A 23132-nucleotide genomic window follows, 5' to 3' on the forward strand; every position below is an offset into this window, starting at 1 on the left:
CGGCGGCGCGGCCGTTTAGTCCGCTATACGTTTTCTGCGGCGCGAGGGGTATTTGTCAAGTTTAACATACCTGCGCAGTAGGCTTTACAAAAGCACTACGTGGTAGACTTTCCGTGCCGCGCCACCAACATCCCTACCGAAAGTTCCATGCAACGCATATTCCAGAAATCAGCGGAAGTCATCGCCCGTGCTCAGGCATTCGCTAAACGGCCTGCAGTCCGCCAGGTACTACGTCTAGCCGCGCTCGCCGCCTTCACAGCGGTAGCCCTGGTCGTCGTGCAACTATACGGGAAGGTGCCGGATATTGGAAAAGACGGCCTTGCTGTAGAAGCTCAAGCCAATCCGAACTCGTGGTTCAAAACGGAGCGCGACCTGACTGTGATGAGCAGGGATGTCCGGGCGTCGGCCGTTCAGTCAGTGGTCCTGTCGCCATCATTCGCTCTTGTTACACTCAAATCCGGAGCTCGCTATTACGTCAACGTCGCCGAGCAATGGCTACTGGTCTCGAAGCTGCTCGAAGACCAGATGAAGAACGGGGCGGTCAAAGTAGTGAATGTGGCAGGTATTGCGCCTCCGGCGAGTCCAATGGCACACGCGCTTGCACAAGTCGATATCGTTCGTCTCTTTAACGTCGGCATGCCCATACTGATGCTCGGGTTGCTTGGTGTGATGGCCAAACAGTTGCTCGGGGACATGCGCCGCTTCTCGCTGGAGAAGCGGCCGAAAGGCAGGTTCGCGGACGTCATTGGCGCCGCCGAGGCGAAGGCCGCTCTGCAGGACATTCAAAGCTACTTGCGTCGGCCGGACCGATTCGTGGCGATGGGCGCCAAGCCGCCGCGCGGGCGGCTTCTAGTGGGGCCGCCAGGAACAGGCAAGACTAAGCTGGCTCGCGCGCTGGCCGGCGAGTGCGGCGCGAACGTTATCTGTCTGTCAGGGAGCGACTTCACGGCCAAGTTCTTGGGCGTTGGGGTGGCTCGGGTAAAGTCTCTCTTCGCGCTCGCGAAGAAGCACGCGCCATGCATCGTTTTCATCGACGAAGCGGACGCCATCGGCCAGCGCTCGAACGGTGGCGGCGGCGCGGCAGAGACAGAAAACAACCGCATTATCGATGCCATCCTGGTCGAGATGGACGGGTTCCGCGCGACGGACGGGGTCATTGTCATCTTCGCCACGAACCACCCGGACAACGTCGACAAAGCGCTGCTTCGTTCTGGCCGGATTGACCGAACGGTCTTCATTGCGCTGCCCACGGTCGACGAGCGGGAGAATCTCTTCGAGTTCTACGGGAAAAAGCTCAAACTAGCTGAAGGCGTCGATTTTCGGCAGTTAGCGCGACTATCGAGCGGGCGCGCCCCGGCAGACATCGAATCCGTTGTGAACGATGCCGCTGTTCTTGCGGTAAATACAAATGCGCAGCAGGTAACGCATCAACATCTGATGGCTGCCTTGGAGCAACACCAGATGGGAGCGCCAGCACCCGAGCGTAAAAAGGCGATGCAGCCCGAAACGGTGCGGCGCGTGTCCGTTCATGAGGCCGGCCACGCCATCGTTGCCGCAGTGCTTAATCTCGGCGTCGTCGAGAAGGTTACCAACATGCCGCACGGCGCTGCGCTCGGCGTAACGCTTGTCACAGAGCAGTACGACCCGTTCCTGCTTGGCGAAGATTACCTGCACGATTCGCTCGCGATGTACCTCGGCGGCCGGGTCGCCGAAAAAATGGTCACTGGAACAGTGTCCACCGGAGCGCAGGCCGACCTCGAAGAGGTCACGAAAAGGGCCTACAAAATGGTGGCGATATGGGGGATGAGTTATCGAATCGGGGCGGTTAGCGTCGCGGGCCTGCCAGAGAGCGAAGCCCGTTCGATGCAGGCTGATGTACTCACCGAGACGCGCGGTTTTGTCGAACAAGCCGAACGGCGATGCGAGACCATCTTGAACTCACATCGACGCGCTCTCGATGCGCTTGCAGCGGCGCTGGACGCGCAAGAGACGGTGCCCGGGGAGGTGGTGTACCGTTGCATCGCTGAGGCCAACAGGCCTAACGCCACAGAACTGGCCACGGACGTAGAGCCAGCACCGGACGAAGCCGCAGCGTCCGATGCCGAGATGAATTAACTCCGTGCCACGCCGTCTATACGACGGCACTTGTTTCAGGCGTCGCTGATGTGACGCCTGTTGCGCACCGGGGAGCTAAGGAAGAGGACCTACGAAAAGAAGTGTCTTGAGCAAGGGGACATCAGCGGCGGTCGACTGCGGGAGGATTTACGGCCTTAAGTACGGCCGCAGTTCTTTGGAGAGCGTGAGAGTCAAGCGCCAAAAAGTACCAACTGCGAAACAGGCCGTCAGGAACTGAGAGAGGGTGTGCCTCCCGCGCTTACCAGGCGCGGAGGCACAGGGCACTTTGCCAGTCACGCGACTTCCCTCCGAAGAGAGCCGAGCTAGTCGGTCAACTCGTCCATGGTTTTCCACGATGGGAGGTCTTCCAGGCCACCTGCCCATGTGAGACGTGCCATCTCACTTTCCAATTCAGGGCGGAATCGCCGAGTGCTCCTTTCGGACCGACTCAGGCGGGGTAAAAACAGCATAGTCGCTGCCTCGCTCAATTGTCCAGCAGGATTTACAAAAAACTGGCTTTACAGTCGCAAGTAAACAACAGCTGCGAGGACGCCTAGGAGGAAGGGGATGAATGATGGGTTGTTACCCTACAGGTGTCGTAAGCGCCATCTGTAGGGTGGCAACACAGAGAATTCGAGAAGAATGATGAAGTAGCATTGGCACCTCCGGTGAGGCTCAAACTCACATGCGTTCATTACCCTTTCGGCGTCTTAGAAGGACGAGGGGATACGGAGGCAACGATTCCAATCGAAATGGAACGCCGGGCGGGATTCGAACCCGCGTAAGTGAAAACCCGCTTAGGAGGCGGGTGCCTAATCCGTTTCGGCCACCGGCGTGTTGACAGGCGAAGGCGAATTGCTGGCCGGTGCGGTATCCGCGCGAAGGTTTCAAGCCCTGCGCTACCCAGGCTCCGTTTGTGCGCTTAGTCATCCCACGTCGCCTATCGTCAAATTGACGGCTGCAACCCGTCATTTTAACGAGGCGTGTTTAAGAGACGGTTATCACACTCCCAAGGGGTCTTTCCTTACCAGCAATATCGTGGTGGAGTATGCGGAAATCGAATCCGCGACCTCTTGCATGCCATGCAAGCGCTCTCCCGGCTGAGCTAATACCCCGGCAAATCGAACAAAAATGGTGGTTAGTAACGGATTCGAACCGATGTGCGCGGCGTATGAAACCGCTGCCTGAGCCACTCGGCCAACTAACCAAGAAGAAGAAGAAGAAGAAGAAGAAATATTGTGAAGAGAATGGTCGGAGCGAAAGGATTTGAACCTTCGACCCGCTGGTCCCAAACCAGCTGCGCTACCAGGCTGCGCTACGCTCCGACGTGAGCAGGATAACTCTTGCGAATTGCATTTTCTTCACAAATCTAGGGGAGATGGTCGGAGCGAGAGGATTTGAACCTCCGACCACGCGGCCCCCAGCCGCGTGCGCTACCAGACTGCGCTACGCTCCGACGAAAAACAAAAGCTGAAACAAGTATAACACTGAAACTGAAAAATGGTGCCGGCTGCCTGACTCGAACAGGCCACCTGAAGCTTACAAAGCTACTGCTCTAACCTGATGAGCTAAGCCGGCAATGCATCGATTTTACAAAAGCTTTTGCTGCGCGTCTTGTGGGCGTTTTCTGTTTTTCACCATCCTTTGCATGGACGGAAAAGTGGTGCGAAGTATCGGACTCGAACCGATACGCCGTTGCCGGCGTCAGGACCTAAACCTGGTGCGTCTACCAATTTCGCCAACTTCGCACGACCGACAATCGACACTACTGGTACCCCGCGTCGGGGTCGAACCGACAAGCTTCTAATGAGCGGGGATTTTAAGTCCCCTGTGTCTACCGATTTCACCAGCGGGGCCGAAAACGGTTTCTTCTGGTGGGCTGTAAAGGACTCGAACCTTTCTCAACCGGTTATGAGCCGGACGCTTCCACCCATAAGCTAACAGCCCACATCCAGAGTAAAGCCGTACTTCATTTCAATATGGTTGCGCGAAACCGAATCAAACCGGACGAGCTATCGACTGCTCTCGCGCGAAAAACGTTGGTGCCTCGAGATGGCTTCGAACCATCGACCCCCGCGTTGTCGACGCGGTACTCTACCCCTGAGCTATCAAGGCACATATATGCCGAAGGCCGCTCAGTCAGAATGGCATTGGGTATATACGCGGTTAAGAGATGGCGGGAACAATCCGAGTCGAACGGATGGCCGGGTCGCCCCGACGGCAGCTTTCAAGGTTGCTGGGTTAAACCACTCCCCCATGTTCCCGCAGGGTGATAACAGTCCTTCCGTGGCGCGTTTAAGAGCCTCTAGGACTCTCCCTGATTCGGCCTTCCACCCTCGCTTTGCGTCACCGAAATATTCGGACGACGTCGCCGGGATGCGTCTTGCCGTAACGGCTTGGGTTGCAGCTTCTCTTAACGCTGGGCTGTTACCACCTCGGAGGAGCCTGCAACGGGTTGAACCCGCCAGTTAAGCTCCTTCGAGGTGGCGCCGTCGGCGCGAGAAGCGTCGACAGCAACCTTGGTGGTCGACCACAGGCTCGAACTGTGGACCTTCGCCTTGTAAGGGCGCCGCTCTACCAACTGAGCTAGTCGACCAAGTTAAATTCGCCGGCAGACGACGAACTCTGCTCCGGGGCCTGGTGCGCGCGCTGCTGGCGACCCCTATGCGTCGATGTACTAGCCGTTTGCTTTCCTTTCCGAGAATACCCGGGCAGCACGATAGGGCAAATCCCAGTTCCCCCACGCATACGGCGCTGCACGAGGTCCCGGGCCATGAGGACCCCTCGGTTGACGCGGGGCAAGGGAAATTTGCGAACGTTTTGCTTTGGTATCTTCAGCACATGGAAAGGGACTTGGCGTTCCCTTACACTACGGCGAAACTGGTGGAGGTGGTCGGAATCGAACCGACGACCCTCTGCTTGCAAAGCAGGCGCTCTCCCAACTGAGCTACACCCCCAATAACTCTGACCTTGCTTCGGCCATTAACAAATGACGCTCCCCGGGAACGCAATTTGTTGATGGTGGACGCGGTAGGTTCGAACTCACTGGCTGTCGGGGTAAAACCCCGTTACTCAGCAGGCATTACAGTGGTGCCGGAAGCAGGGGTCGAACCTGCGACCTACGCGTTACGAGTGCGTTACTCTACCAGCTGAGCTATTCCGGCGACTTTCCTCATCTTTTACCCGGTAATGGATTGCCCTCGTTAGACTTGGTAGAACAACCGCTTCTCATTGAGAAACGCGAAGCACCAGGGGTCCTAAGGGCGCACATTACCGGGCTGGGACGACGTGCTTAACCTTTCGAATCTGCAAAAGGCGGTGCACACGAACCGACCGACAAAACGACAACCTGTGTCGGTACAGGACATTCTTCTCGAATTGTAAAAGAGCGAATAAATCTACTTAAGACTGGCAGTGGCGGTCCAGAAAGCTTTGTCGAATCAGCAGGTGCGACTCAAGAAAGGCACTGACAGTCTTAAGAAAACTTCGTTCAAACAAAAACCAAAACCCCGTCGTGTGAGCCTTGCTGGCTCTACCCGGCGGGGTTGTCTGATGCTGCTGGAGGGTCTCTCCGCCGGGTGGTCCTGGCGGAGTATCCATCAGGACTTTCTACTTACCGATTTCCATGTCAAGAGCTGTTCTTGACGCTGGGGACGACACGGACATCGAGGTATCTGCATTCGCAGCATACCCTGCCGCCGTGAAGGCGACATGCAGCGTCAGAGCTAATGCGAGTACGAAGAAGTGTCGTTTTTTCATTTCGGGTTTGGTACATCTTTGTGGTTACCGATGTGAATCAGTATAGCCACCGTTTTTGTAAAGTGTCAAACTTTTTTTCAGCGTCGTTGTTTTGCCTTCTCCTGACGCTCCCAGTCCTTGGAACAGTTCACGTCACAGAAGAGCTGGACGTCCTTTCCCTCGACCTTTTCAAGAGGGCTGTCACAGAAATGGCATGTGCCTTTGGGCGCGAGTTGACGCCCTTTGTTCCGATGCGCCTGCAAGGCTTGCTGTAACGCGAGTTCCTCCAGCGCAGAGGCGTCGTCGGCAAAGTCGGGCATTGTTTTCTCCGGTTTGAATGAGTTCCGATAGACGTGTAGCGCCCGGTTTTTAAATGGGCGGGAGTCGCGTCGTCAGTCATTACGGTTGCTAAACGAGGACTTGTACCTCTGCTATAGGTGTAACCAGTCCACAGCCACGACCCGGAAGTCACTACCAGTATCGGTTTGGCGTTGCGTTGCATTATTGTGAAGCCTGCATGTGGTAAGCTGGCACCCCTCCTTTAGCCTTTACATAAAGTAAACGATGGCGAAACAAAAGACCGGCTATTTTTGTACAGAGTGTGGCGGACAGACGTCGAAGTGGGCGGGGCAATGTCCTCATTGCAATGAGTGGAATTGCCTTCAGGAGGGAATGGTCGACACTTCCGGTCCGAGCAAGTATTCGTCGTGGGCCGGCGAGTCCACACCGGCGATTGATTTGAACCTGGTTGAGGGAGAAGATGTGGCGCGCAGCCCCAGCGGGGTCGACGAGCTTGACCGGGTGCTCGGAGGGGGCATTGTGCGGGGCGCGGTCATCCTTATTGGTGGCGACCCGGGCATCGGTAAATCGACACTGCTTCTGCAAGCGCTGGCCAGCATATCCCGTCACGACATGGCGCTCTACGCGTCAGGCGAGGAATCGCAGCAGCAAATCAAGCTGAGAGCAGACCGGATGGGAGTTGGTGACTGCCAGATTAAGCTGGTCGCTGAAACGCAGATTGAACGTGTCCTGCAACAGGTGGAGCAGTACAAGCCCCGCGTTGCCGTGCTGGACTCAATTCAGACGATGTTCTCGAGCAAATATGAGTCAGCGCCGGGCTCGGTGACGCAGGTCCGCGAGTGCACCGCAGAGTTGACCCGCTACGCGAAGTCGCGCGGCACGACATTTTTCCTTGTCGGCCACGTCACAAAGGAGGGGAATCTAGCGGGGCCTCGGGTGCTCGAACACATCGTTGACACGGTGCTGTACTTCGAGGGTGAACCCGGGTCATCCTACCGGATGTTGCGGGCGATAAAGAATCGCTTCGGGGCGGTCAATGAACTCGGTGTTTTCGCAATGACGGAGACCGGGCTGAGCGGAGTGTCGAACCCGAGCTCCATGTTTCTCACGCAGCACGACGTACCGGTTAGCGGCTGTTCGGTGTGTTCATCGCTCGAGGGCAATCGACCGTTCATGGTAGAAGTTCAGGCGCTCGTGGAGGATACGACGAGCCCATCCCCGCGCCGCTATGCATCAGGCTTCGATTTGAACAGGCTCCAGATGCTCATTGCGGTGTTGAACAAGCACGCGCCAACGCAATCGTTCGAGCAAAACGTTTATCTTAAGGTCGTCGGCGGCGTTCGACTGACGGAGCCGGCGTCAGACCTCGCCGCGCTTCTATCGGTACATTCGTCGTTCCGGAACAGACCGTTGCCGACTGGACTCGTGCTTGCTGGGGAGGTAGGACTTGCTGGAGAGATTCGGGCCATTCCGGATGTGGAGACGCGCTTGCGGGAGGCTGCGAAGCTTGGATTTAAGCTGGCCATTGTCCCAGCGGCCAATAAGCTGGCAAAGCCGGTCCCGGGCATTGATGTTCGGCATGTCGCGCGGCTTGACAAGGCCCTCGACCTGGTGAGCGAACTGGGGTAATGATTACCATGCCCGGTTCGGCGAGAGGTAGCCCAGGCTCGTGTCCGATAGACACTTCTTATCTGTGATGAGTGCCCAATCGCCCACAGCAGTCAGCGCGCGACGCCCGTAAAAACGCCCGCAGCGTTTGCATGCGGGCGACGGCAGAGCAACCGAGGCCTATTGCTTTGCAACTCAGCGGTCATTCCCAGCTCAAAGCTCCGCCGGTCTGATATTCGATGACTCGCGTTTCAAAGAAGTTTCGCTCCTTCTTGAGGTCAATCATCTCACTCATCCACGGGAACGTATTCACTGCGTCCGGGAAAAGCGAGGTAAGACCAATTTGCACCATCCGTCGTGAGCAGATGAAGCGCAGATAGTCCTTGAACATCCCTGCGTTCAGGCCCAGGACGCCGCGCGGCATCGTGTCTTCCGCATAGGCGAATTCGAGGTCGACCGCCTTGCGAAAGATTGCAGTGAGCTCGGCCTTGAACTCCTCGGTCCACAAATGCGGATTCTCGAGCTTTATCTGGTTGATAAGGTCAATGCCGAAATTGCAGTGAGCTGACTCGTCGCGCAGGATGTACTGATACTGTTCCGCCGCGCCGGTCATCTTGTTTTGGCGACCGAGAGCCAGAATCTGTGTGAATCCGACGTAGAAGAAGAGGCCCTCCATAATGCAGGCGAACACTACGAGCGACTTCAGCAATGTCTGGTCAGACTGAAGCGTGCCGGTGGCGAACGAAGGGTCGCACAAGACGTCGATGAATGGAATCAGGAACTCGTCCTTGTTCCGGATGGAGGGAATCTCCCGATAGGCGTTGAAGAGCTCGCCCTCGTCGAGGCCGAGGCTTTCGACGATGTACTGGTACGCGTGGGTATGAATCGCTTCCTCGAATGCCTGACGCAACAGGAACTGCCGGCATTCGGGCGATGTGATGTGTCGGTACGTTCCGAGGACGATATTGTTCGCCGCGAGCGAGTCGGCCGTCACGAAAAAGCCGAGGTTGCGCTTTACGATGCGGCGTTCATCCTCGGTCAGTCCGTCAGGATTTTTCCACAGCTCGATGTCGCGCTGCATATTGATTTCCTGCGGCATCCAGTGGTTCGAGCACTGGGACAGATACTTGTCCCACGCCCACTTATGGGCGAACGGGACCAGCTGGTTGACATCCGTCTTGCCGTTGATGACGCGCTTTTCAGAGGCGCGAATGCGGGCGGTAGCCGCCGCAGGAACGGGCGCCGGCACGATAGCGTCATCGTCGAAGTTGAGCATGAAAATCTCCATCTATTTTTACAAATTTGGGGCAGAACTCCGGGGCGAGCTGTTCGCTGCCCCGGAGTTCTGGTTCAAAGGTTCAACGCATTTCTACTGGCACGCTTCGCATTCGGAGAAGCCGACGTCGCCTGGCCGGAGCATGCACGCGGGACCGACAATATCGTCCTCGGGCTCCGGGGCGGCCTGCGGAACAGGAGGTGCAACCGGCACCGGCAGCACTGCGGCGGTCGGAGCTGGAGCCTTTGCCGCGAGCTGTGTAGCTTGATGCGCACCGCCATGTACCGGCACCGCGTTAAGCTCACCGCCATTTCCGGTCGACTTCTCCGCTGCAGTAGCCCCGAGGGTCCGCAGGTAATACGTCGTTTTCAAGCCGCGCAACCACGCTTCCTTGTAGGTCTCGTCGAGTACCTTGCCGGATGCGCCCTTGATGTAGATATTCAGGGACTGCGCCTGGTCAATCCACTTCTGCCGGCGGGAAGCAGCCTGAATCAACCACGTCGGAGCTATCTCGAAGGCGTTGGCAAACACGGCCTTCAGGTCATCCGGAACGCGGTCGATGTTACCTACGCTGCCATCGAAGTACTTCAGGTCGGCGACCATGACGCTGTCCCAGAGACCTCGTGCCTTCAGTTCACGCACGAGATAGTCGTTGACCACCGTGAACTCACCGGACAGGTTCGACTTCACATAGAGGTTCTGGTAGGTCGGCTCGATGCACGCAGAAACGCCGATAATGTTCGAAATGGTCGCCGTTGGAGCGATGGCAAGGCAGTTCGAGTTACGCATGCCCACCTTTGCGATGCGCTTGCGCAGTCCGTCCCAGTCCATCCGAACCGTATCGTCCACTTCGAGATAGGCACCCCGCTCTTTTGCCAGGAGCGCCACGCTGTCGTGCGGCAGAATGCCTTGTGACCACAGGCTACCATCGAAGCTGGGATATTTACCGCGCTCATCAGCGAGTTCGGTCGAGGCCCAGTATGCGTGGTACGCCACCATTTCCATAGAAATGTCAGCGAATTCCACGGCCGCTTCGGAAGCGTACGGCACGCGCATAGCCTGGAGGCAGTCCTGGAAGCCCATGATGCCAAGACCGACCGGACGGTGGTTGAGGTTCGACGTGCGCGCCTTTTCCACCGGGTAGTAGTTGATGTCGATGACGTTGTCGAGCATGCGCATCGCGACGCGCACGGTGCGCTTGAGCTTTTGCTCGTCCAGTTCCCACGTTCCGTCGACTTTTTGCACGAGATGTGCCACAAGGTTCACCGAGCCGAGATTGCACACTGCAATCTCGCTGTCGCTGGTGTTCAGCGTAATTTCCGTACACAGGTTGGAGCTGTGCACGACGCCCACGTGCTGTTGCGGGCTGCGGATGTTGCACGGGTCCTTGAACGTGAGCCACGGATGGCCGGTCTCGAACAGCATGGCGAGCATCTTGCGCCACAAGGTCTTCGCGGAAATCTTGCGCGCGACCTTCATTTCTCCGCGCGCAGCTTTCGCCTCGTACGCCTGATAGCGCTTTTCAAATTCTTTCCCGTACACCTCATGGAGGTCCGGGCATTCGGACGGAGAGAACAACGTCCATTCGCCGTCGTCGAATACACGCTTCATGAACAGGTCTGGAATCCAGTTGGCCGTGTTCATGTCGTGCGTGCGCCGGCGGTCGTCGCCGACGTTCTTGCGCAGTTCGAGGAATTCCTCGATGTCCGCGTGCCACGTTTCGAGGTACGCGCAGACCGCGCCCTTGCGTTTCCCGCCCTGGTTCACAGCGACGGCCGTGTCGTTCACGACCTTCAGGAACGGCACAACACCTTGCGATTTCCCATTGGTTCCCTTAATCCAGGAGCCCATCGCACGCACCTTCGTCCAGTCGTTCCCGAGGCCACCGGCGAATTTCGAGAGGAGGGCGTTCTCCTTGATGCCTTCATAAATCCCGGCGAGGTCATCTGCAATTGTCGTGAGGTAGCAGCTGGACAACTGGCTGCGGCGGCTGCCGGAGTTGAACAGAGTCGGTGTCGAACTCATGAAGTCGAAGGTCGAAAGCACGTCATAGAACTCGACGGCGCGTGCTTCGCGGTCCTTCTCGTTGAGAGCCAGCCCCATCGCCACACGCATAAAGAACGCCTGTGGCATCTCGATGCGCTTGTCCTCGATGTGCAGGAAGTAGCGGTCATACAGAGTCTGCAGGCCTAGGTAACCGAACTGAAGGTCCCGGTCCGCTTTGATTGCACCGGCGAGTTTGGCGAGGTCGAACGTAGCCAGCCGCTCGTCGAGGAGCTCCGCCTTGATGCCGCTGTGGATGAACTCGGGGAAGTAGGACGCGTATCGGGCTTGCATCTGAAGCGCGCCGACGCTTTCACCCAGAATCTCGAGGCGAATGTCGTCCATGAGCAGACGCGCTGTGGCCAGATTGTACGCCGGGTCGATTTCGATGCGCGCGCGGGCGGCCATGATTGCGGACGTGTTGACCTCGTGCTCGCGAATACCGTCATAGAGGTTTTTCAGGGTGTCGGTGAGAATCCGGCCCACGTCGACCTCGTGAAGTCCGCTCGCGGCCAGTTCGATGCGTGCGCGCAACGCGACAACGTCAAGGGGCGCGCGTGAGCCGTCGGCCTTTGCCACATTGATGACTGTCGAACCCAGCGCGTCGCGGTGCGACTCGCGAGCAGCTGCGCGCTTTTCACGATAGAGAACGTACGAGCGCGCAACGTCGTGCTCGCCCGCGCGCATCAGGGCCAATTCGACTTGGTCCTGAATGTCCTCGATGTGAATCGCCCCGCCTTGCGGCCGGCTGCGAACGAGGCCCACCACCACGGTTTCCGTGAGTACGGACACCTTCGAGTGGACGCTCGAGGGCGTTGCGTCCGAGCGGCCAAGTACGCTGAGGAAAGCCTTGGTCAGTGCCACCGAGATTTTACTCGGCTCAAATGCGACTACCGACCCGTTGCGCCGGATAGTGTGATATTTCCCGAAGTCAACCGGGTTTGATGCGTTGGACATGTATCTCATCCTTGTTAAAAATCGGATGCCAGCCCGCGAGGACGACGCCCGATGATGGGAACTACCTTCCCCGTGAGTTGCCCGCAGACGCGGATGTGGCACCGGTCGGGGAAGTGGGAAAGGGGCGAAGAGTGGGGTTTGATGTCGTTTGCAAGGCGCCACATCGTGCAGCGCCGTCGAGGTCCTAGGGTGCGGTGCCTTCACCCGATGAAGGGTGAGGAAGCCGCCTGGGTTTGCCCTGAACGCAGTGACGACGCCTCAAAAATCTGTATAGTCACGTCGGACTACGTGCAGCCGGCAAGCGCTGAGGACTCGACTGCATTCGAGGTAGGAAATCAGGCAGCGTTCTTCTTCATTTTCATCGAGGGGTCGATTGCGTCGGCCGAAAGGGACAGGTGCTTGAGCAGGTCGAGGTGGGAATCCACGAACATTTTGAAAAAATACACTGCCCACGCAGACGCGTTCGCACACAAAAACTTTATGAATGTGAAGAGCAGGTCAATAGTCGGCTTTACAAAATGCTCCAGTCCGGGAATCTTGCTCATGATGACAAGTCCGAGGATGATGCCCGACAATACGAAAATGATGGTGCTCACGAGGTGCTCCTTTCAGTGTACGAGGGTGCTTCGAACCTCACCCGTCTTGATGCGGTACGCGAATTCGACCTGCTTGAGCGCTTTTGTCAGCAGGGTCCGCACCCGGGGGCTGGGTTCGTTCGTACTCACTGTAGAGAGTAAAGCCTTCATCATTGCGAGCTCTGTCGCGAAAGGGGAATCGTCGGGGGAGTCCAGGCGCATGACAGTCACGTCGCCGCCGAGCTGAATCGTAATAACGCTCACGTCAACCACGGGGTCTGCCTGGCTGTCGTCGTTGATTTGAGTCGGAATCTGGGTGACGATGGTCCCCAGCTTTTCAAGAATACGCGGATTCGTTGAGCTCAAGGCATTCTCCGTAGAATAGGGCGGGAGGCCGAACATGAGGCATCGTCGACCGCATGCTTTCGTGTAAGGCCGAGGTTTATTCCCCACGAGGCTCAGAGGGGGCGTTCGCGGGCAGGCGAGCCTCTTCTTCGACGGACATCAGAAATTCCTTGTAGCGCTCCTCGAAATTCAGTCCTTCCTCTCCCGGCTGCATCTCAATCTTTCTACGCAGCACGTGATATTCGGGGACGGGTTCGGGATACAGCAACATTGGGGTTTTGATGTGATAGATGCGCGGGCCACTCATCACGAACGCCTCACCCATACCGATGGATTTCAAGTGGTCCGGTGTAACGCGAAACTCCTCGGAAGCGCGGAATGACTCGGACATGCCTCCTCCCTTCGACGCATTCGCCTGGGGCGTGGTACGGGTATTCTGCGAAGACTCCCCCTCGTTTTCACTCACGGACATCGAATAGACGTACTTCTTGGACTTGCCGATAATCTCTGCAGCCTGTTCCGGAGAGTCCTTGGAAGCGAACTTGAAGAACACCTTATTCCACGTGTTCTGAATGATAATGTCGGCGAAATCTGGCGAGACGACGCTAAGGTTTGCGAACGATTGAAAGGCGGGCACCATGCAAATATTGGCTGACCGGGCCTGCTCAAAAAGACGGGCGATGCCGGGCATAACGTATGAGCCCATTTCGTCAGCGAACACCAGAAACGGCGGACTCGGCCTGTAAATCTTTTTGAGGCCCTGTACGTTGTAGACTGCCGTGCGAAGGTCCGACAGAATCATCTTCCCAAGGTTCAGGGCTGCCGTATCCTTCCCCATCGTCGGTAGCATCACGTACAGACATTTATTATTGAGGACGATGTCGGTCAAGTCGATTTCGGGCGTGTAGGTGTTGAATACCTTTCCGAACTTGCCTTGGGCAAAGGTGGCCATACGGCCGGCCATCCCGCCGAGGACCTGCTTAACACGGTCGATGTCAATCTGGACACCTTCCTTGCCCTTTTTGCGGAACTGGTCAAGGAACAGCTGAAACGCCATCCGCTGCGGGGTCCCCGCCGGAATCATCCGCTCGATTTCTGCCAGCGCGCGCCCGGATTGCAGCAGAATGGTGATGTCAGAGAAGTGGAAGCGCTTTTTTGCTGCCTGGAGTGCGCCCATTATTACGGTCAGCGCGTAGTTTGTGCTTTGACGGTAATAGTCGGCACCAGGGTTGTTATCGGCCGACGGTAGAAGGTTGAGCAGGCGGCTCGCGACTTCGTCCGGGTCCCCTTGAAGGAGCGGATTGTAGGTGTTGGAGTTCTCGGGCTTGTCGACGTTAAGGACGTAAAGCTCGGAGGAGCGGCCCGCGACGGCCATCATCAGGCCCAGCTTGTCACGAGTCTCGGCGTCGAGTTTTGCGTCGATGAAAATAAAGCCGCCACCACGCGAGATTTGCTGCCAGAGCAGGAACTCACCCAGGGTCGTTTTGCCGACCCCGCTCTGTCCGATGATGGCGGTATGGCGCTGGAGGAAGCCGTCTTCGATGTCAACCGGAAGCGCATTGTCGCGGGTATAGCCGAAGCGAAGACCCTTCTGCGTGTGCATCAGTTCGCCATAAGTCTCATCCGAGGGCAGGATGAAATTCTCTCGGGACTCGGTGTCAGTGCGGTCCAGCCACTCCCGGGTGGCCTTGTACGCGAGCCATGAGGCACCGGCGAAGGGCCCCGCTAGACCAGCGAGGGCAAGGGGGTTGCCGGCGAGCCACGGGCTTGACGCGGCGATTCCTGCGCCAAAGCCCAGTAAGGCCATGGCGTCCTTTCTTCCAATAAGCATGCCGTCTCCAAACACATTGACAGAGGTAAGTCGAATGTGTAGAGACGTCCTGCTACCATTTTCATGCGTTCCGGGGTTAGAGACAAAGAAAAAGCCCCGTGGTGTGCGGGGCTTTTGAACAAGGGACTCGAAACAGCCTATCGACTACTTGAGAGCAGTCGATAGAAACGAGTAAATCGTCGGCTCTTCGTCTTGCGACCGGGTTTTCTTCATCAAGGCGAAGTAAAGCGCTTCGCCTACCTGTAACGGTCGGTTCTTGAAAAGGACTTCAGCCACTTCTAGGCCTCGGGTTTCGCCGTGATTGTACGAAAGCCGCAGCAGCTCGCGGACGTCGTCAGGCATGTCCGACAGCGTGCCGGGAACGCCGTAACAAACCACATCGTCTAAGCGGTCCTTCGGAATATCAAAGCGGGTGACGAAACCGCGCAGGGATGCGGGCACTTTTACCGTCCCCGCCACCTGTAGCACTTCCGGCACCAATGCACTGCCTTGAGAGGCTTCTTCGGTTGCAAATGCAACCTTCTTCTCACGCCCTGACAAACGGGTGGTCATCAACAGCAAAACCGTGCCAGCCAGGCTGGCCAATAACATTATCCTCGTCATCCTTTTACCTTCTATTGATTATTGCATCGCTTTCGGCGCAGCGGTAGTCACGGTCTTTCCTACCGACGATGTACCCTGTCCATTCAAGCCGACTCCATCTATGGTGTCCCAGACATCGGTGACCTGCAACGTCGTATAGTGTATCCCGCTCTTCGAGGAAATGGTAAGCGTGACCGTCATCGGTACGTTCTGTGTCGCCGGATTTTTCAGGAGCTTGTTGGTGGCGGGATACTGGTGCTGAGCGGCGTATGCCGTTTCCTGTTTGCCCGACGCATCAAGGTGTTGCTCGAGGTCCGCGACATCAGTTAGCGAGCCATCGCCCCAGTCGATTTTCACAGACGACACCGGGTCCGTATCGGTAGCGGGGTCTCCGGTCGATGTTGGGTAGTTCGATGCCACGGTAAGACGCGCGATGAATGGCCCCAACCCCTGCGTCGGATTTATCACTGCTGTTTGGGAAGCCCCCGGTACGTTCGCCGCAATGCTTGCGCCACTTTGCACCGCATTGTAAAAGTCTTTCGAATCCTGAACTGCGGTTTGTGCAAGAGAAGAGCCGTCGGGCGCCTTAACGTTGTTCATCACCTGCGCCATCCACTCTGAAAAGTCCATCTTGTCAAAATCGAGGACCGAGAGTTGCGAGGCTGTGAAGCCAGAGCAATCCGGGCCTTGGGCAGAGCCCCAAGGCTTGGCAGTGGCAACGACGGTGCCTACCATCTTGAATTGGCAAAGGTTGGTCTGGGCGCTGCAGCTTCCAGACAGATTGACATCGGAATTTGGCAGCGTCACACCGACGTCTGGCGTATGCGTCGGCAGCGCCAAAGTGGACCACGATTGTCCATAGTCGATGCTGAACTCGAGGTCCAGATTGTCGGGCATCGAGGCGGTGCCGGCCGCTCCGATTGCTGCCACGGGGCGCAACACGTAGTCGCCGATGCTGAATTCGTTCTGCGCTACGCCCGGGGTGGCGAAGAGCGGAAAGCTGACCTGGCGGCTCATGACCGCTTTACCGCCAATGCCGGCGGGCCAAGCGTTGACTTTATACGAGCAAGCCGACGAGGCGGGGTCGCAGGCGCCCGAGATAGACGCGTACCGCGAAAGGGCGTTGACCTCGTTTTTGAGGGGGTCGACTTGCTGCACCACCCACCCAGCTGCACCGAGCGCCGGGTCGTCTGGAAGATTACCGCATTGGCCGCTATCGCATACCGCGAACCATTGCGTCAGCACCGGCGGGCATGAAACCGCATTGGGATTGTTCTGCATGGCGCTGGCCGCCTGGTCCGGATTCTGGCAATACGTCGGGTTGCGCCACGGCACCACGGTTACGCCATTGACGGTCATTGCCTGTCCCCAACCGCCATTGCCGTCATAGTAGTTGAACTTCAATTCCTGCGACTGGACACTGCCAAAGCCAGTGGTAGTCAACTGGGCCAGTTGCTGGCGCCCCTGAATCTGCACCGTCTTTGGTAACAAGCCATCGAACGTGCAGTAGGTCTGCGTGTTCTCGATGCACTTTTTGAAAGGCCCGAATCCAATCTTTTTTGAGCAGTACTCACCCACGTAGTAGATAGTGTCAGCTCGGCGCGCGGCCGCAAGGGTGACTTCGTTCTGGCTGCACTGGCCGAAAGGACTTCCTCCACCCGTCTGTTTCAGGTCCGTACGGCAGCAATCATTCATCAACGTGCCAGAGAGAAAGCCAACGGGCTTGCGGCAACGCAAGTCCGCACCTGAGAAGATAAGCGGCAGCGCGCCTGGCTGTGCGCTGGTGTTTCCTGACTTCGCGATGGCATCGATGACAGCGGCGGATGCTGCACCTTGCGTAAAGCTTGATGGGTTGGTGTTGATGGTGGCGTTGTTCCCGTCAAGCCCGTGCGTCAACCCGCCTGTACAGGTCGTATTCTGTTGCCATTCGGCGCATTGGGTCTGGCTTTGCGTGCACTGATATTGCTCCTGTTGCGACGTCGTGAGTCCCCCGACCGACGACTGTGGTGTGACCGATTGCAACTGGCAGTTGTTGTGAAGGGAGGTAGAGCAGTCGTCCGCAAGTGCTGCCCCGGAGCCGGGCTGAGCGTAGCAGGTGTCCGCCATCGTTTGCATGACGCAATAGCCGCAGCCGTTCTTGTCTGCGTTCGTGAGGTTTGTGATGGTCTGGGCCACCGAGCCGTCGGTCTGTGGAATTTCCGAGACGTTGGTGCATTGGCTGTCTGGGAGCGTTCGGCCGTACCAGCCGCCCGACGCACAGCCGGTCAACTGGCCCTTGCCCTGATTCGAGCATGCTGCCGCCGGCGTGCCGTTCAGCTGATACGGGTACGCGGTGCAGGAGCCGGATTGCGTTGCCTGGTCCGGAAACACGTAGTAGTCGGTCCACTGGGTGACCGGCACGCACTTTCCCGTGTTGTCGCACGCCGTTTGACCCTGAGTGGAACCTACCTTATGCGCGCCTTCCAGGTCAGCAGCCGAGCAGGAGCTGGTCGTGTCGGAGTTGTCCTGTGCATAACGCGGTCCGGCCGTAACGGTGCAATCCTTGCTGGGAATTTGGTAAGTGCAGTCGTATTCAGACAGCGGGAACGTGCGAGTGCAAACCTGCGTGTAGTTGACGGCTGAGGTTACGGTGCGCGCGCACGAGTAGGTGCCGTCGCACGACGCGGCGTTGGTCGCGTTCTGCGCAATCTGGTCGGTGCCGGAGACCTGCGACTGCCCGTCACAACTAACCGCCGGAAGTCCCTGTGATAGCCGGTCCTGGTTCATCAGGAAGCAGGCCGACGAATTCTCGGCGACCGCCTGCTGGGCCGAGCTCTTGGACTGCGCTATCTTCTGGAAGTCGGCGGCGGCCCCAGAGGCTCCCTGAGCCGCCACCGCCGCTGCGGTTTGCTGGCGAATTGCCGCGTCATTGCCGCCTACGGTTTTCGTGGCCGACACAGAGACCCGGCAAACGTTGCTGCCATTGCATGAGACGCCAATCGAAGTCTTGGGGTCAAGACTGACCCAATCGCCCATGCGGACCGTATAGTTCGTGTATTGGTTGGCGTCGCACACAGCGCCTTGCAGGGTCGCAGAGCAGACCTGGAGCGCTACGCTGGTCACACCGCCGGAACCGCCGTTACAGGCCGTGAGGCGCACCGATAGGCCGCCGACCGATTTGGGGACGCTGCCTGTCCCGGTGCAGGCGAAGTCGCCATAACTGGTGCCGCTGACCGTCGCCTGAGCGGCCGCCTGTGCCCCAGGTGTCTGATTACCCTGGACACTGGTCACGCCCATCATGGAGTTGAAGAACGTGCCCTGGGCCTGCACTGCGGTGTGTCCGCTTGTAGCAGTCGCCGCACCACTGGCGCTGGTGGCGATGTTGCCGTTTGCGTCAAAGGCTGCAGTCTTGCCCGTCATTCCTTGAGCAATGGCAATACCGGCGGACATTGTGTCACCGAAAGCAGCAGGCGAAACACCCACTACGGACGATGCTGTGAGCAGGCACAGCAACAGGGCAGTTTTTTTCATTGGGAACGGACTCTTCCTTAACGGGTCATGGCCCGTATAGAAAGAGTCTTTATCGCGGCCCGTTCTGTTACTGCGCGTTGATGGACGCCTTTCCTTCCTTCATCGCCTTGACGTCTGCCGGGCTGAGCGCGTCTTTCCACTCTCCCTGGAAGCCCTGCTGGAGCATCGGCGTCTGCTCGCCCGTCGCTTGTCCCTTTTTGAGCGCGTCGAGATATGTGCTCGCGCCGGGCGCTCCGTCCGCGATGAACTCCCGAAGCGCATAGTCCGACGTGACGACGCCGGAAATTTTCCAGTACTTGTCCTGCCCGACCGCCGGGCAAACCTTGTACTGAATCACTTGCTTGTCGTCGCCGACGAACGACTTCGGGACGTCGCAGGACATGTTGGCTCGCGTCGAGGTGTACACGATGGTCGGCACGACCTTGACCTCATACGCGTCGAATAGCCTCGGGTCGAGGGAGATAGCGGCCGACGCGCCCTTCCCGTAGACGAGTTGCTTCAAGTCGGTCATGATGAAGTCTTTGAGCCCCATGTCCGGCGGGATACCCCTGAAGACAAGGAATCCGCCAGTCCACATGGCTTCTGCCGCGTACGCGCGGAGCATCTCAAGAGGCATCGACCACGACACGAAGTAATACATGCTCGAGCCGCCTTGGGGATTAATGCCCAGGAACTTGAGGACGTCGTCTCGCTGCGAGCCGATGGCTCCATCGGCGATGTCATCAACACGCCGCGCCATGGTTGCCGCTTGCTCGGTGAACTGTTTGGCTTGGCCGCCCTGAAGCGCGTTGAGCGATGACTGGGTGATAAGCTCGCCCGCTTGCTGTGCGCGAGCCAAGTCGGCGGGCGATAACTGCGTGCCGTAGCCCGTCGGAATCGCGACGTCATTGCTGGCGCTCTTTGCGGGCTGTTCGGCTACTTGAGCGTGCGCGGCGCCCGCCGCAAGAGCGAGCGCGAGGAGGAGAGTAGTCTTCTTCATCAGTAAATCATCATAGGCATGCAGCATTGCTGGCCTTCCCAGAGGAAGTTGACCGTCGACTCGTGCGTGGGCGAATTCGTGATGTTTGGCACGTCCAGCGTGAGAGACGGAGCTTGGCTGCCGCCGGAGCTTCCCGACGATGAGGAGCCGCCAGAATTCGACCCCTCCGCCGTTCCACTAGACCCGGCGGTAGCCCCGCCACTTTGGCTGATAGGAAGCGTTAGAGTCACAGCTGCCGTCTGCAGCAGTCCTTGGCCTCCTATGTACATGGGGGGGCCGCTGCGCGGATAGGGCATGACCTGATTCACGCGAAACTGGTCCTTAATCCACACCGGGCTGGGAACCGCCGAGCACTCGGCTAACGGTCCGATAGTCATCCATTGCAAACCAATGCGGAATTGGCGTGCGATGAACTTGCTCATCACCAGGTTGTTTAACTGGAACGGCGTGTTGCTTTCATTACCGTTTCCTGTAAGGGGGTAGACGCCGCCCCAACTGCCCGCGCACCAGAACATCGGGTCGAGGGGGAACGCGACCTCAGCTGCGACCGCGTCGACGGCGCAAGAAGCCTGAAACAGCAGTGAGTCGAAGAGCGCTGCCTCTGGTGCGAAGATGGCCCCCCAGGCGTCGTCCTGCCACGTGTAGTCGATTTCGGTGACATACCCAAGGTTGAAGCCGTCTCCGGACACGCAGGCGACGTCCTTAATAATCTTGAGCATCGTAGCAGCCGGATACTCATACTCGTGAATCTGCATGCGCGAGACGTTTGAGTCAAGGTCGCCGTTCCGGTTCGCCTGCTCCGAGTTAAGCGCGCCCAAGCCACTGGAGGCTCCACTTTTGAAGAGCGAAATTCCACCCAGAGACTCGAGACATCCCGAGGTACGCTCGATTTCATAAACGTAGGCCGGCATCCAGAAGGTGACGCCGACGCCGACGTAGCCGAAAATGCCCGAACCGCATTGACAGACGGGTGGCTCATACATCAACGGAGGATTCGAATTGGCTCCCGACTGGACTCCAGCGATGGTGATGGGGTAGAGGTTATTCCAGTCCAGGTCGTTTATGGGGTTCAACAGCCGGCCAGAGCAGGCCATGCCGCTAATCCCTGTTCCGCTGGAACTGGATGACGAACTGCCAGAGCCGGCGGCCGCGCCAGTTGCCTGGGCGGACGCCGCCGAACTAACGGTCAGGGCGACTGCGGCCGCAAGGGCGAAAAGGCTCTTTCTCATTTCGATGCTCCTGGAGGTAGGCCCGCCGGTGCACCAGTGGGCGAGTAGGAAACGCCGGGTGTGCCGGTCTCCGGACCAGGCCAAAGGCTCGTCACCTGACTGACCTGATAGGGCTTCGGAAAGACGGTATTCGCGAGGAAGAGGGCGTATTTTCCGCTCGCCGGATAAATCAGTGCGGGTAGCTTATCGATGGCGAAACGGGTCAACTGCACCTGGGAGGCGAAGAACACCGGTCGGTTGAAGGACTTCAATACGCCCTGGAAGTCTTCCCCGGACGCCTCAATTGGGACGACCCGATAGTGGATATCTGATGCAAGCGTCTTCGCGAAGGCGACCTGCTCCGGGTCTCGGCCGTCGAAGTACAGCATGGCTGTCGCGGGGCGGAATTTCGCGAGGGTGTTCACCTTTTCGCCCGCTTTGTAGGCGATTTGCCACTCGTAGCCGGACGCCGTTTTAACTGGCACCTTTACATCAGAGTTCAGGACAATAGACGGGTCGATATATTTGGTCGCGAGCTGAGTAGCGGTCGGCAGGTTACGGCGGGGAAGGCGATTCAGATACGTCTTCCCGCTTTCTACCACCTGCTTGTTTGCGGCGCTCCAGTCGACCTGAGATACCTGCTCCGCGACAATTTCGCGAATGTCGCGCTCAGTGATGGGCCATACCTGCGCGACTACGCCGAAGTCTTTGGCTTGCGCTTTTGGTATGAAAGCCGCCCCGAGGAGGGCGGCGCTCAGTACTGCAACGATGATTGGCTTGGTGGTTGCGGCCATTGGGGTTCAGAGAGATTGAACGGGCTACGATGTGTAATCAATCGCGGCGATAAAGTCGCGCCGTCGCGGACTCAATTTCGTTGAGCAATGCGGCCCGCTTGATGCCCAGGCGCTTCTGGATGCTTTCGTACGTCTCGCCGTGGATGAGCAGGATGAAAATCTCCCGTTGCTGCTTGGTAAGCCGGTCCTGCTTGGCTTTCACCACCGCAAGACGCTGCTTCATGGCTTCCATTTCCTCGTCTTCCACGCTGACAGACGAAGGACCTTGCTCCAGGTCGTTGACCACGGCCTTGACATCGAGCGAGCCGACGGAAAAGGAAGCATCGGCGGATTCGTCCGCATCCATCCACCCCTCGAGCTCCTCCCACTGGAGGGGAACTGAGAGCACGCCGGGCGTCACATATGTCGTTCCATCCTTGCGTTTGCGAAAGGCGGACCCCGGAAGCCGAACCGATGAGCCGAGTTCGCGACGCAGGCGCAATGCGGTGTGGCGAGCCATCTGGTGGGCATATGACGCGATTTGCCCGGGTTTGTACTTCTTCCAGTCCGGCTTAATCTGCGACCAGACGATGCATATCTCCTGCCCGGCGTCGCTGTGCAACGAGTCAGGCACCTGCGTCTGGGCGACAGCAATATCGATGATTTTCTTGTCGAGAGGGGGCTGACACTGGCTCAGGTACTCGTAAAGGTTCATGCCCTTCTTGAGTTTTTCAGGCGGAACCACGGCTTTGCGCTTGCGCCCCGGAGACCGGCGCGCCGTAGCCGCAGGGTCAGAGTCCCCAAAGTCTGCTTCGATGGAGGCATCTTCGAACGAGTCAACGCTTAGAATTGGCTCCTGGTCGCCAAAGAGTGCTTCGCCCTCGGGCCCGCCCAGCGTTGGTACGTCATCTCCGCCGAAACCAAAAGACGGCTCGTCCGGGCCTTCGTAGGGCTCGTCAAGTTCAGCGCGATTTCTGGTCATTCAAAAAAGCTCCGGTCCGACATCGAACTGCTGCGGGGACCGCCACGCCGTTGCGATGTCACGTCAAAGAGAGTGCTGGTTGTTCACAACCGCACAAAAAGTTCAGATTGTCAGTGCAGCCTTTACAAAAGCGTCGCTTCGCTGAGCCAGGCGTCGGTTGACGCGCACTTGTGGTGAGCGAGGCGGCCCCTGCAAAACGCCACTATTTAAGCTTTACGGCAGGCGCAGCTACCCCCGTGCTTAACAATTTGTCCTCTTTTTTTTGACTTCCGTTGCCTTACCGACCGGGTTTTGACCTCTTCTCAACGGC

The 23132-nt window shown here is 58.0% G+C and carries 13 protein-coding genes, 14 tRNA genes and 1 pseudogene; 2 read left to right on the forward strand and 26 right to left on the reverse strand.

Annotated features, from left to right (window positions below):
• Positions 1 to 147: 147 nt before the first annotated feature.
• Positions 148 to 2115, forward strand: a complete 1968-nt coding sequence (locus tag F6X40_RS17095; RefSeq protein ID WP_187628640.1) for an AAA family ATPase — start codon at positions 148 to 150, stop codon at positions 2113 to 2115.
• Between the two features lie 753 nt (positions 2116 to 2868).
• Here F6X40_RS17095 and F6X40_RS17100 read toward each other — a convergent pair.
• The 15 genes from F6X40_RS17100 to F6X40_RS17170 all read right to left on the reverse strand — a co-directional run bounded on the left by F6X40_RS17100 (position 2869) and on the right by F6X40_RS17170 (position 6173).
• Positions 2869 to 2951: transfer RNA gene (locus F6X40_RS17100), tRNA-Arg, on the reverse strand.
• 203 nt (positions 2952 to 3154) lie between these two features.
• Positions 3155 to 3230 (reverse strand) — tRNA-Ala (locus F6X40_RS17105).
• 17 nt (positions 3231 to 3247) lie between these two features.
• Positions 3248 to 3322: transfer RNA gene (locus F6X40_RS17110), tRNA-Met, on the reverse strand.
• 41 nt (positions 3323 to 3363) lie between these two features.
• Positions 3364 to 3440: transfer RNA gene (locus tag F6X40_RS17115), tRNA-Pro, on the reverse strand.
• A 54-nt stretch (positions 3441 to 3494) separates the two neighbouring features.
• Positions 3495 to 3571: transfer RNA gene (locus F6X40_RS17120), tRNA-Pro, on the reverse strand.
• Between the two features lie 45 nt (positions 3572 to 3616).
• Positions 3617 to 3693: transfer RNA gene (locus F6X40_RS17125), tRNA-Thr, on the reverse strand.
• 83 nt (positions 3694 to 3776) lie between these two features.
• Positions 3777 to 3863, reverse strand: a tRNA-Leu gene (locus tag F6X40_RS17130).
• Positions 3864 to 3884: 21 nt separating this feature from the next.
• A tRNA-Leu gene (locus F6X40_RS17135) sits at positions 3885 to 3971 on the reverse strand.
• A gap of 16 nt (positions 3972 to 3987) precedes the next feature.
• Positions 3988 to 4062, reverse strand: a tRNA-Ile gene (locus tag F6X40_RS17140).
• A 93-nt stretch (positions 4063 to 4155) separates the two neighbouring features.
• Positions 4156 to 4230, reverse strand: a tRNA-Val gene (locus F6X40_RS17145).
• Between the two features lie 59 nt (positions 4231 to 4289).
• Positions 4290 to 4379: transfer RNA gene (locus tag F6X40_RS17150), tRNA-Ser, on the reverse strand.
• Positions 4380 to 4635: 256 nt separating this feature from the next.
• Positions 4636 to 4711 (reverse strand) — tRNA-Val (locus tag F6X40_RS17155).
• A gap of 285 nt (positions 4712 to 4996) precedes the next feature.
• Positions 4997 to 5072, reverse strand: a tRNA-Ala gene (locus tag F6X40_RS17160).
• Between the two features lie 131 nt (positions 5073 to 5203).
• Positions 5204 to 5279 (reverse strand) — tRNA-Thr (locus F6X40_RS17165).
• Between the two features lie 672 nt (positions 5280 to 5951).
• Positions 5952 to 6173 carry a hypothetical protein gene (locus F6X40_RS17170; protein WP_187628641.1) on the reverse strand — a complete coding sequence of 74 codons (222 nt, stop codon included), beginning with the start codon at positions 6171 to 6173 and terminating at the stop codon, positions 5952 to 5954.
• A gap of 244 nt (positions 6174 to 6417) precedes the next feature.
• Here F6X40_RS17170 and radA point away from each other — a divergent pair, with 244 nt between their 5' ends.
• Entirely contained in the window at positions 6418 to 7782 is a 1365-nt protein-coding gene (radA, locus tag F6X40_RS17175; protein WP_187628642.1) for a DNA repair protein RadA, read from the forward strand.
• A gap of 181 nt (positions 7783 to 7963) precedes the next feature.
• Here radA and F6X40_RS17180 read toward each other — a convergent pair.
• From F6X40_RS17180 to F6X40_RS17230, 11 genes and pseudogenes are all read right to left on the reverse strand, one after another.
• Positions 7964 to 9025, reverse strand: a pseudogene (locus tag F6X40_RS17180) (ribonucleotide-diphosphate reductase subunit beta); the annotation flags it as partial.
• Between the two features lie 105 nt (positions 9026 to 9130).
• On the reverse strand, positions 9131 to 12046 hold the full coding sequence (locus F6X40_RS17185) for a ribonucleoside-diphosphate reductase subunit alpha (protein WP_187628644.1): 2916 nt from the start codon (positions 12044 to 12046) through the stop codon (positions 9131 to 9133).
• Between the two features lie 326 nt (positions 12047 to 12372).
• Complete coding sequence (locus tag F6X40_RS17190) at positions 12373 to 12633, reverse strand: hypothetical protein (protein WP_187628645.1); 261 nt, start codon at positions 12631 to 12633, stop codon at positions 12373 to 12375.
• 12 nt (positions 12634 to 12645) lie between these two features.
• Positions 12646 to 12978, reverse strand: coding sequence for a hypothetical protein (locus F6X40_RS17195; protein ID WP_187628646.1), 333 nt, complete (start codon positions 12976 to 12978; stop codon positions 12646 to 12648).
• 76 nt (positions 12979 to 13054) lie between these two features.
• Positions 13055 to 14788 (reverse strand): type IV secretory system conjugative DNA transfer family protein, encoded by a 1734-nt coding sequence (locus tag F6X40_RS17200; protein ID WP_187628647.1) that lies wholly within the window; start codon positions 14786 to 14788, stop codon positions 13055 to 13057.
• 144 nt (positions 14789 to 14932) lie between these two features.
• The gene (locus tag F6X40_RS17205; RefSeq protein WP_187628648.1) at positions 14933 to 15379 is read right to left on the reverse strand and encodes a hypothetical protein; all 447 of its coding nucleotides are present in this window, start codon (positions 15377 to 15379) and stop codon (positions 14933 to 14935) included.
• A gap of 30 nt (positions 15380 to 15409) precedes the next feature.
• Positions 15410 to 18880 (reverse strand): conjugal transfer protein TraN, encoded by a 3471-nt coding sequence (gene traN, locus F6X40_RS17210; RefSeq protein ID WP_187628649.1) that lies wholly within the window; start codon positions 18878 to 18880, stop codon positions 15410 to 15412.
• A 67-nt stretch (positions 18881 to 18947) separates the two neighbouring features.
• Positions 18948 to 19886, reverse strand: a complete 939-nt coding sequence (locus tag F6X40_RS17215) for a TrbC family F-type conjugative pilus assembly protein (protein ID WP_187628650.1) — start codon at positions 19884 to 19886, stop codon at positions 18948 to 18950.
• On the reverse strand, positions 19859 to 21088 hold the full coding sequence (locus F6X40_RS17220) for a TraU family protein (protein ID WP_187628651.1): 1230 nt from the start codon (positions 21086 to 21088) through the stop codon (positions 19859 to 19861). The genes F6X40_RS17215 and F6X40_RS17220 overlap by 28 nt, the downstream gene beginning before the upstream one ends.
• Positions 21085 to 21861 carry a hypothetical protein gene (locus F6X40_RS17225; RefSeq protein WP_187628652.1) on the reverse strand — a complete coding sequence of 259 codons (777 nt, stop codon included), beginning with the start codon at positions 21859 to 21861 and terminating at the stop codon, positions 21085 to 21087. Before F6X40_RS17225 ends, F6X40_RS17220 begins: the two co-directional genes overlap by 4 nt.
• A 37-nt stretch (positions 21862 to 21898) precedes the next feature.
• Entirely contained in the window at positions 21899 to 22822 is a 924-nt protein-coding gene (locus tag F6X40_RS17230; RefSeq protein WP_187628653.1) for a sigma-70 family RNA polymerase sigma factor, read from the reverse strand.
• Between the last annotated feature and the right edge of the window lie 310 nt (positions 22823 to 23132).

It is taken from the genome of Paraburkholderia sp. UCT31, assembly GCF_014397655.1.
GTDB lineage: Bacteria > Pseudomonadota > Gammaproteobacteria > Burkholderiales > Burkholderiaceae > Paraburkholderia > Paraburkholderia tuberum.

What these genes read in the sequence shown, in the direction of transcription:
- F6X40_RS17095 (WP_187628640.1), top strand. Translation starts at nt 148, where the DNA reads ATGCAACGCATATTCCAGAAATCAGCGGAAGTCATCGCCCGTGCTCAG.
- F6X40_RS17215 (WP_187628650.1), bottom strand. Translation starts at nt 19,886, where the DNA reads ATGCTGCATGCCTATGATGATTTACTGATGAAGAAGACTACTCTCCTC.
- radA (WP_187628642.1), top strand. Translation starts at nt 6,418, where the DNA reads ATGGCGAAACAAAAGACCGGCTATTTTTGTACAGAGTGTGGCGGACAG.
- F6X40_RS17200 (WP_187628647.1), bottom strand. Translation starts at nt 14,788, where the DNA reads ATGCTTATTGGAAGAAAGGACGCCATGGCCTTACTGGGCTTTGGCGCA.
- F6X40_RS17230 (WP_187628653.1), bottom strand. Translation starts at nt 22,822, where the DNA reads ATGACCAGAAATCGCGCTGAACTTGACGAGCCCTACGAAGGCCCGGAC.
- F6X40_RS17185 (WP_187628644.1), bottom strand. Translation starts at nt 12,046, where the DNA reads ATGAGATACATGTCCAACGCATCAAACCCGGTTGACTTCGGGAAATAT.
- traN (WP_187628649.1), bottom strand. Translation starts at nt 18,880, where the DNA reads ATGAAAAAAACTGCCCTGTTGCTGTGCCTGCTCACAGCATCGTCCGTA.
- F6X40_RS17170 (WP_187628641.1), bottom strand. Translation starts at nt 6,173, where the DNA reads ATGCCCGACTTTGCCGACGACGCCTCTGCGCTGGAGGAACTCGCGTTA.
- F6X40_RS17225 (WP_187628652.1), bottom strand. Translation starts at nt 21,861, where the DNA reads ATGGCCGCAACCACCAAGCCAATCATCGTTGCAGTACTGAGCGCCGCC.
- F6X40_RS17205 (WP_187628648.1), bottom strand. Translation starts at nt 15,379, where the DNA reads ATGTTATTGGCCAGCCTGGCTGGCACGGTTTTGCTGTTGATGACCACC.
- F6X40_RS17220 (WP_187628651.1), bottom strand. Translation starts at nt 21,088, where the DNA reads ATGAGAAAGAGCCTTTTCGCCCTTGCGGCCGCAGTCGCCCTGACCGTT.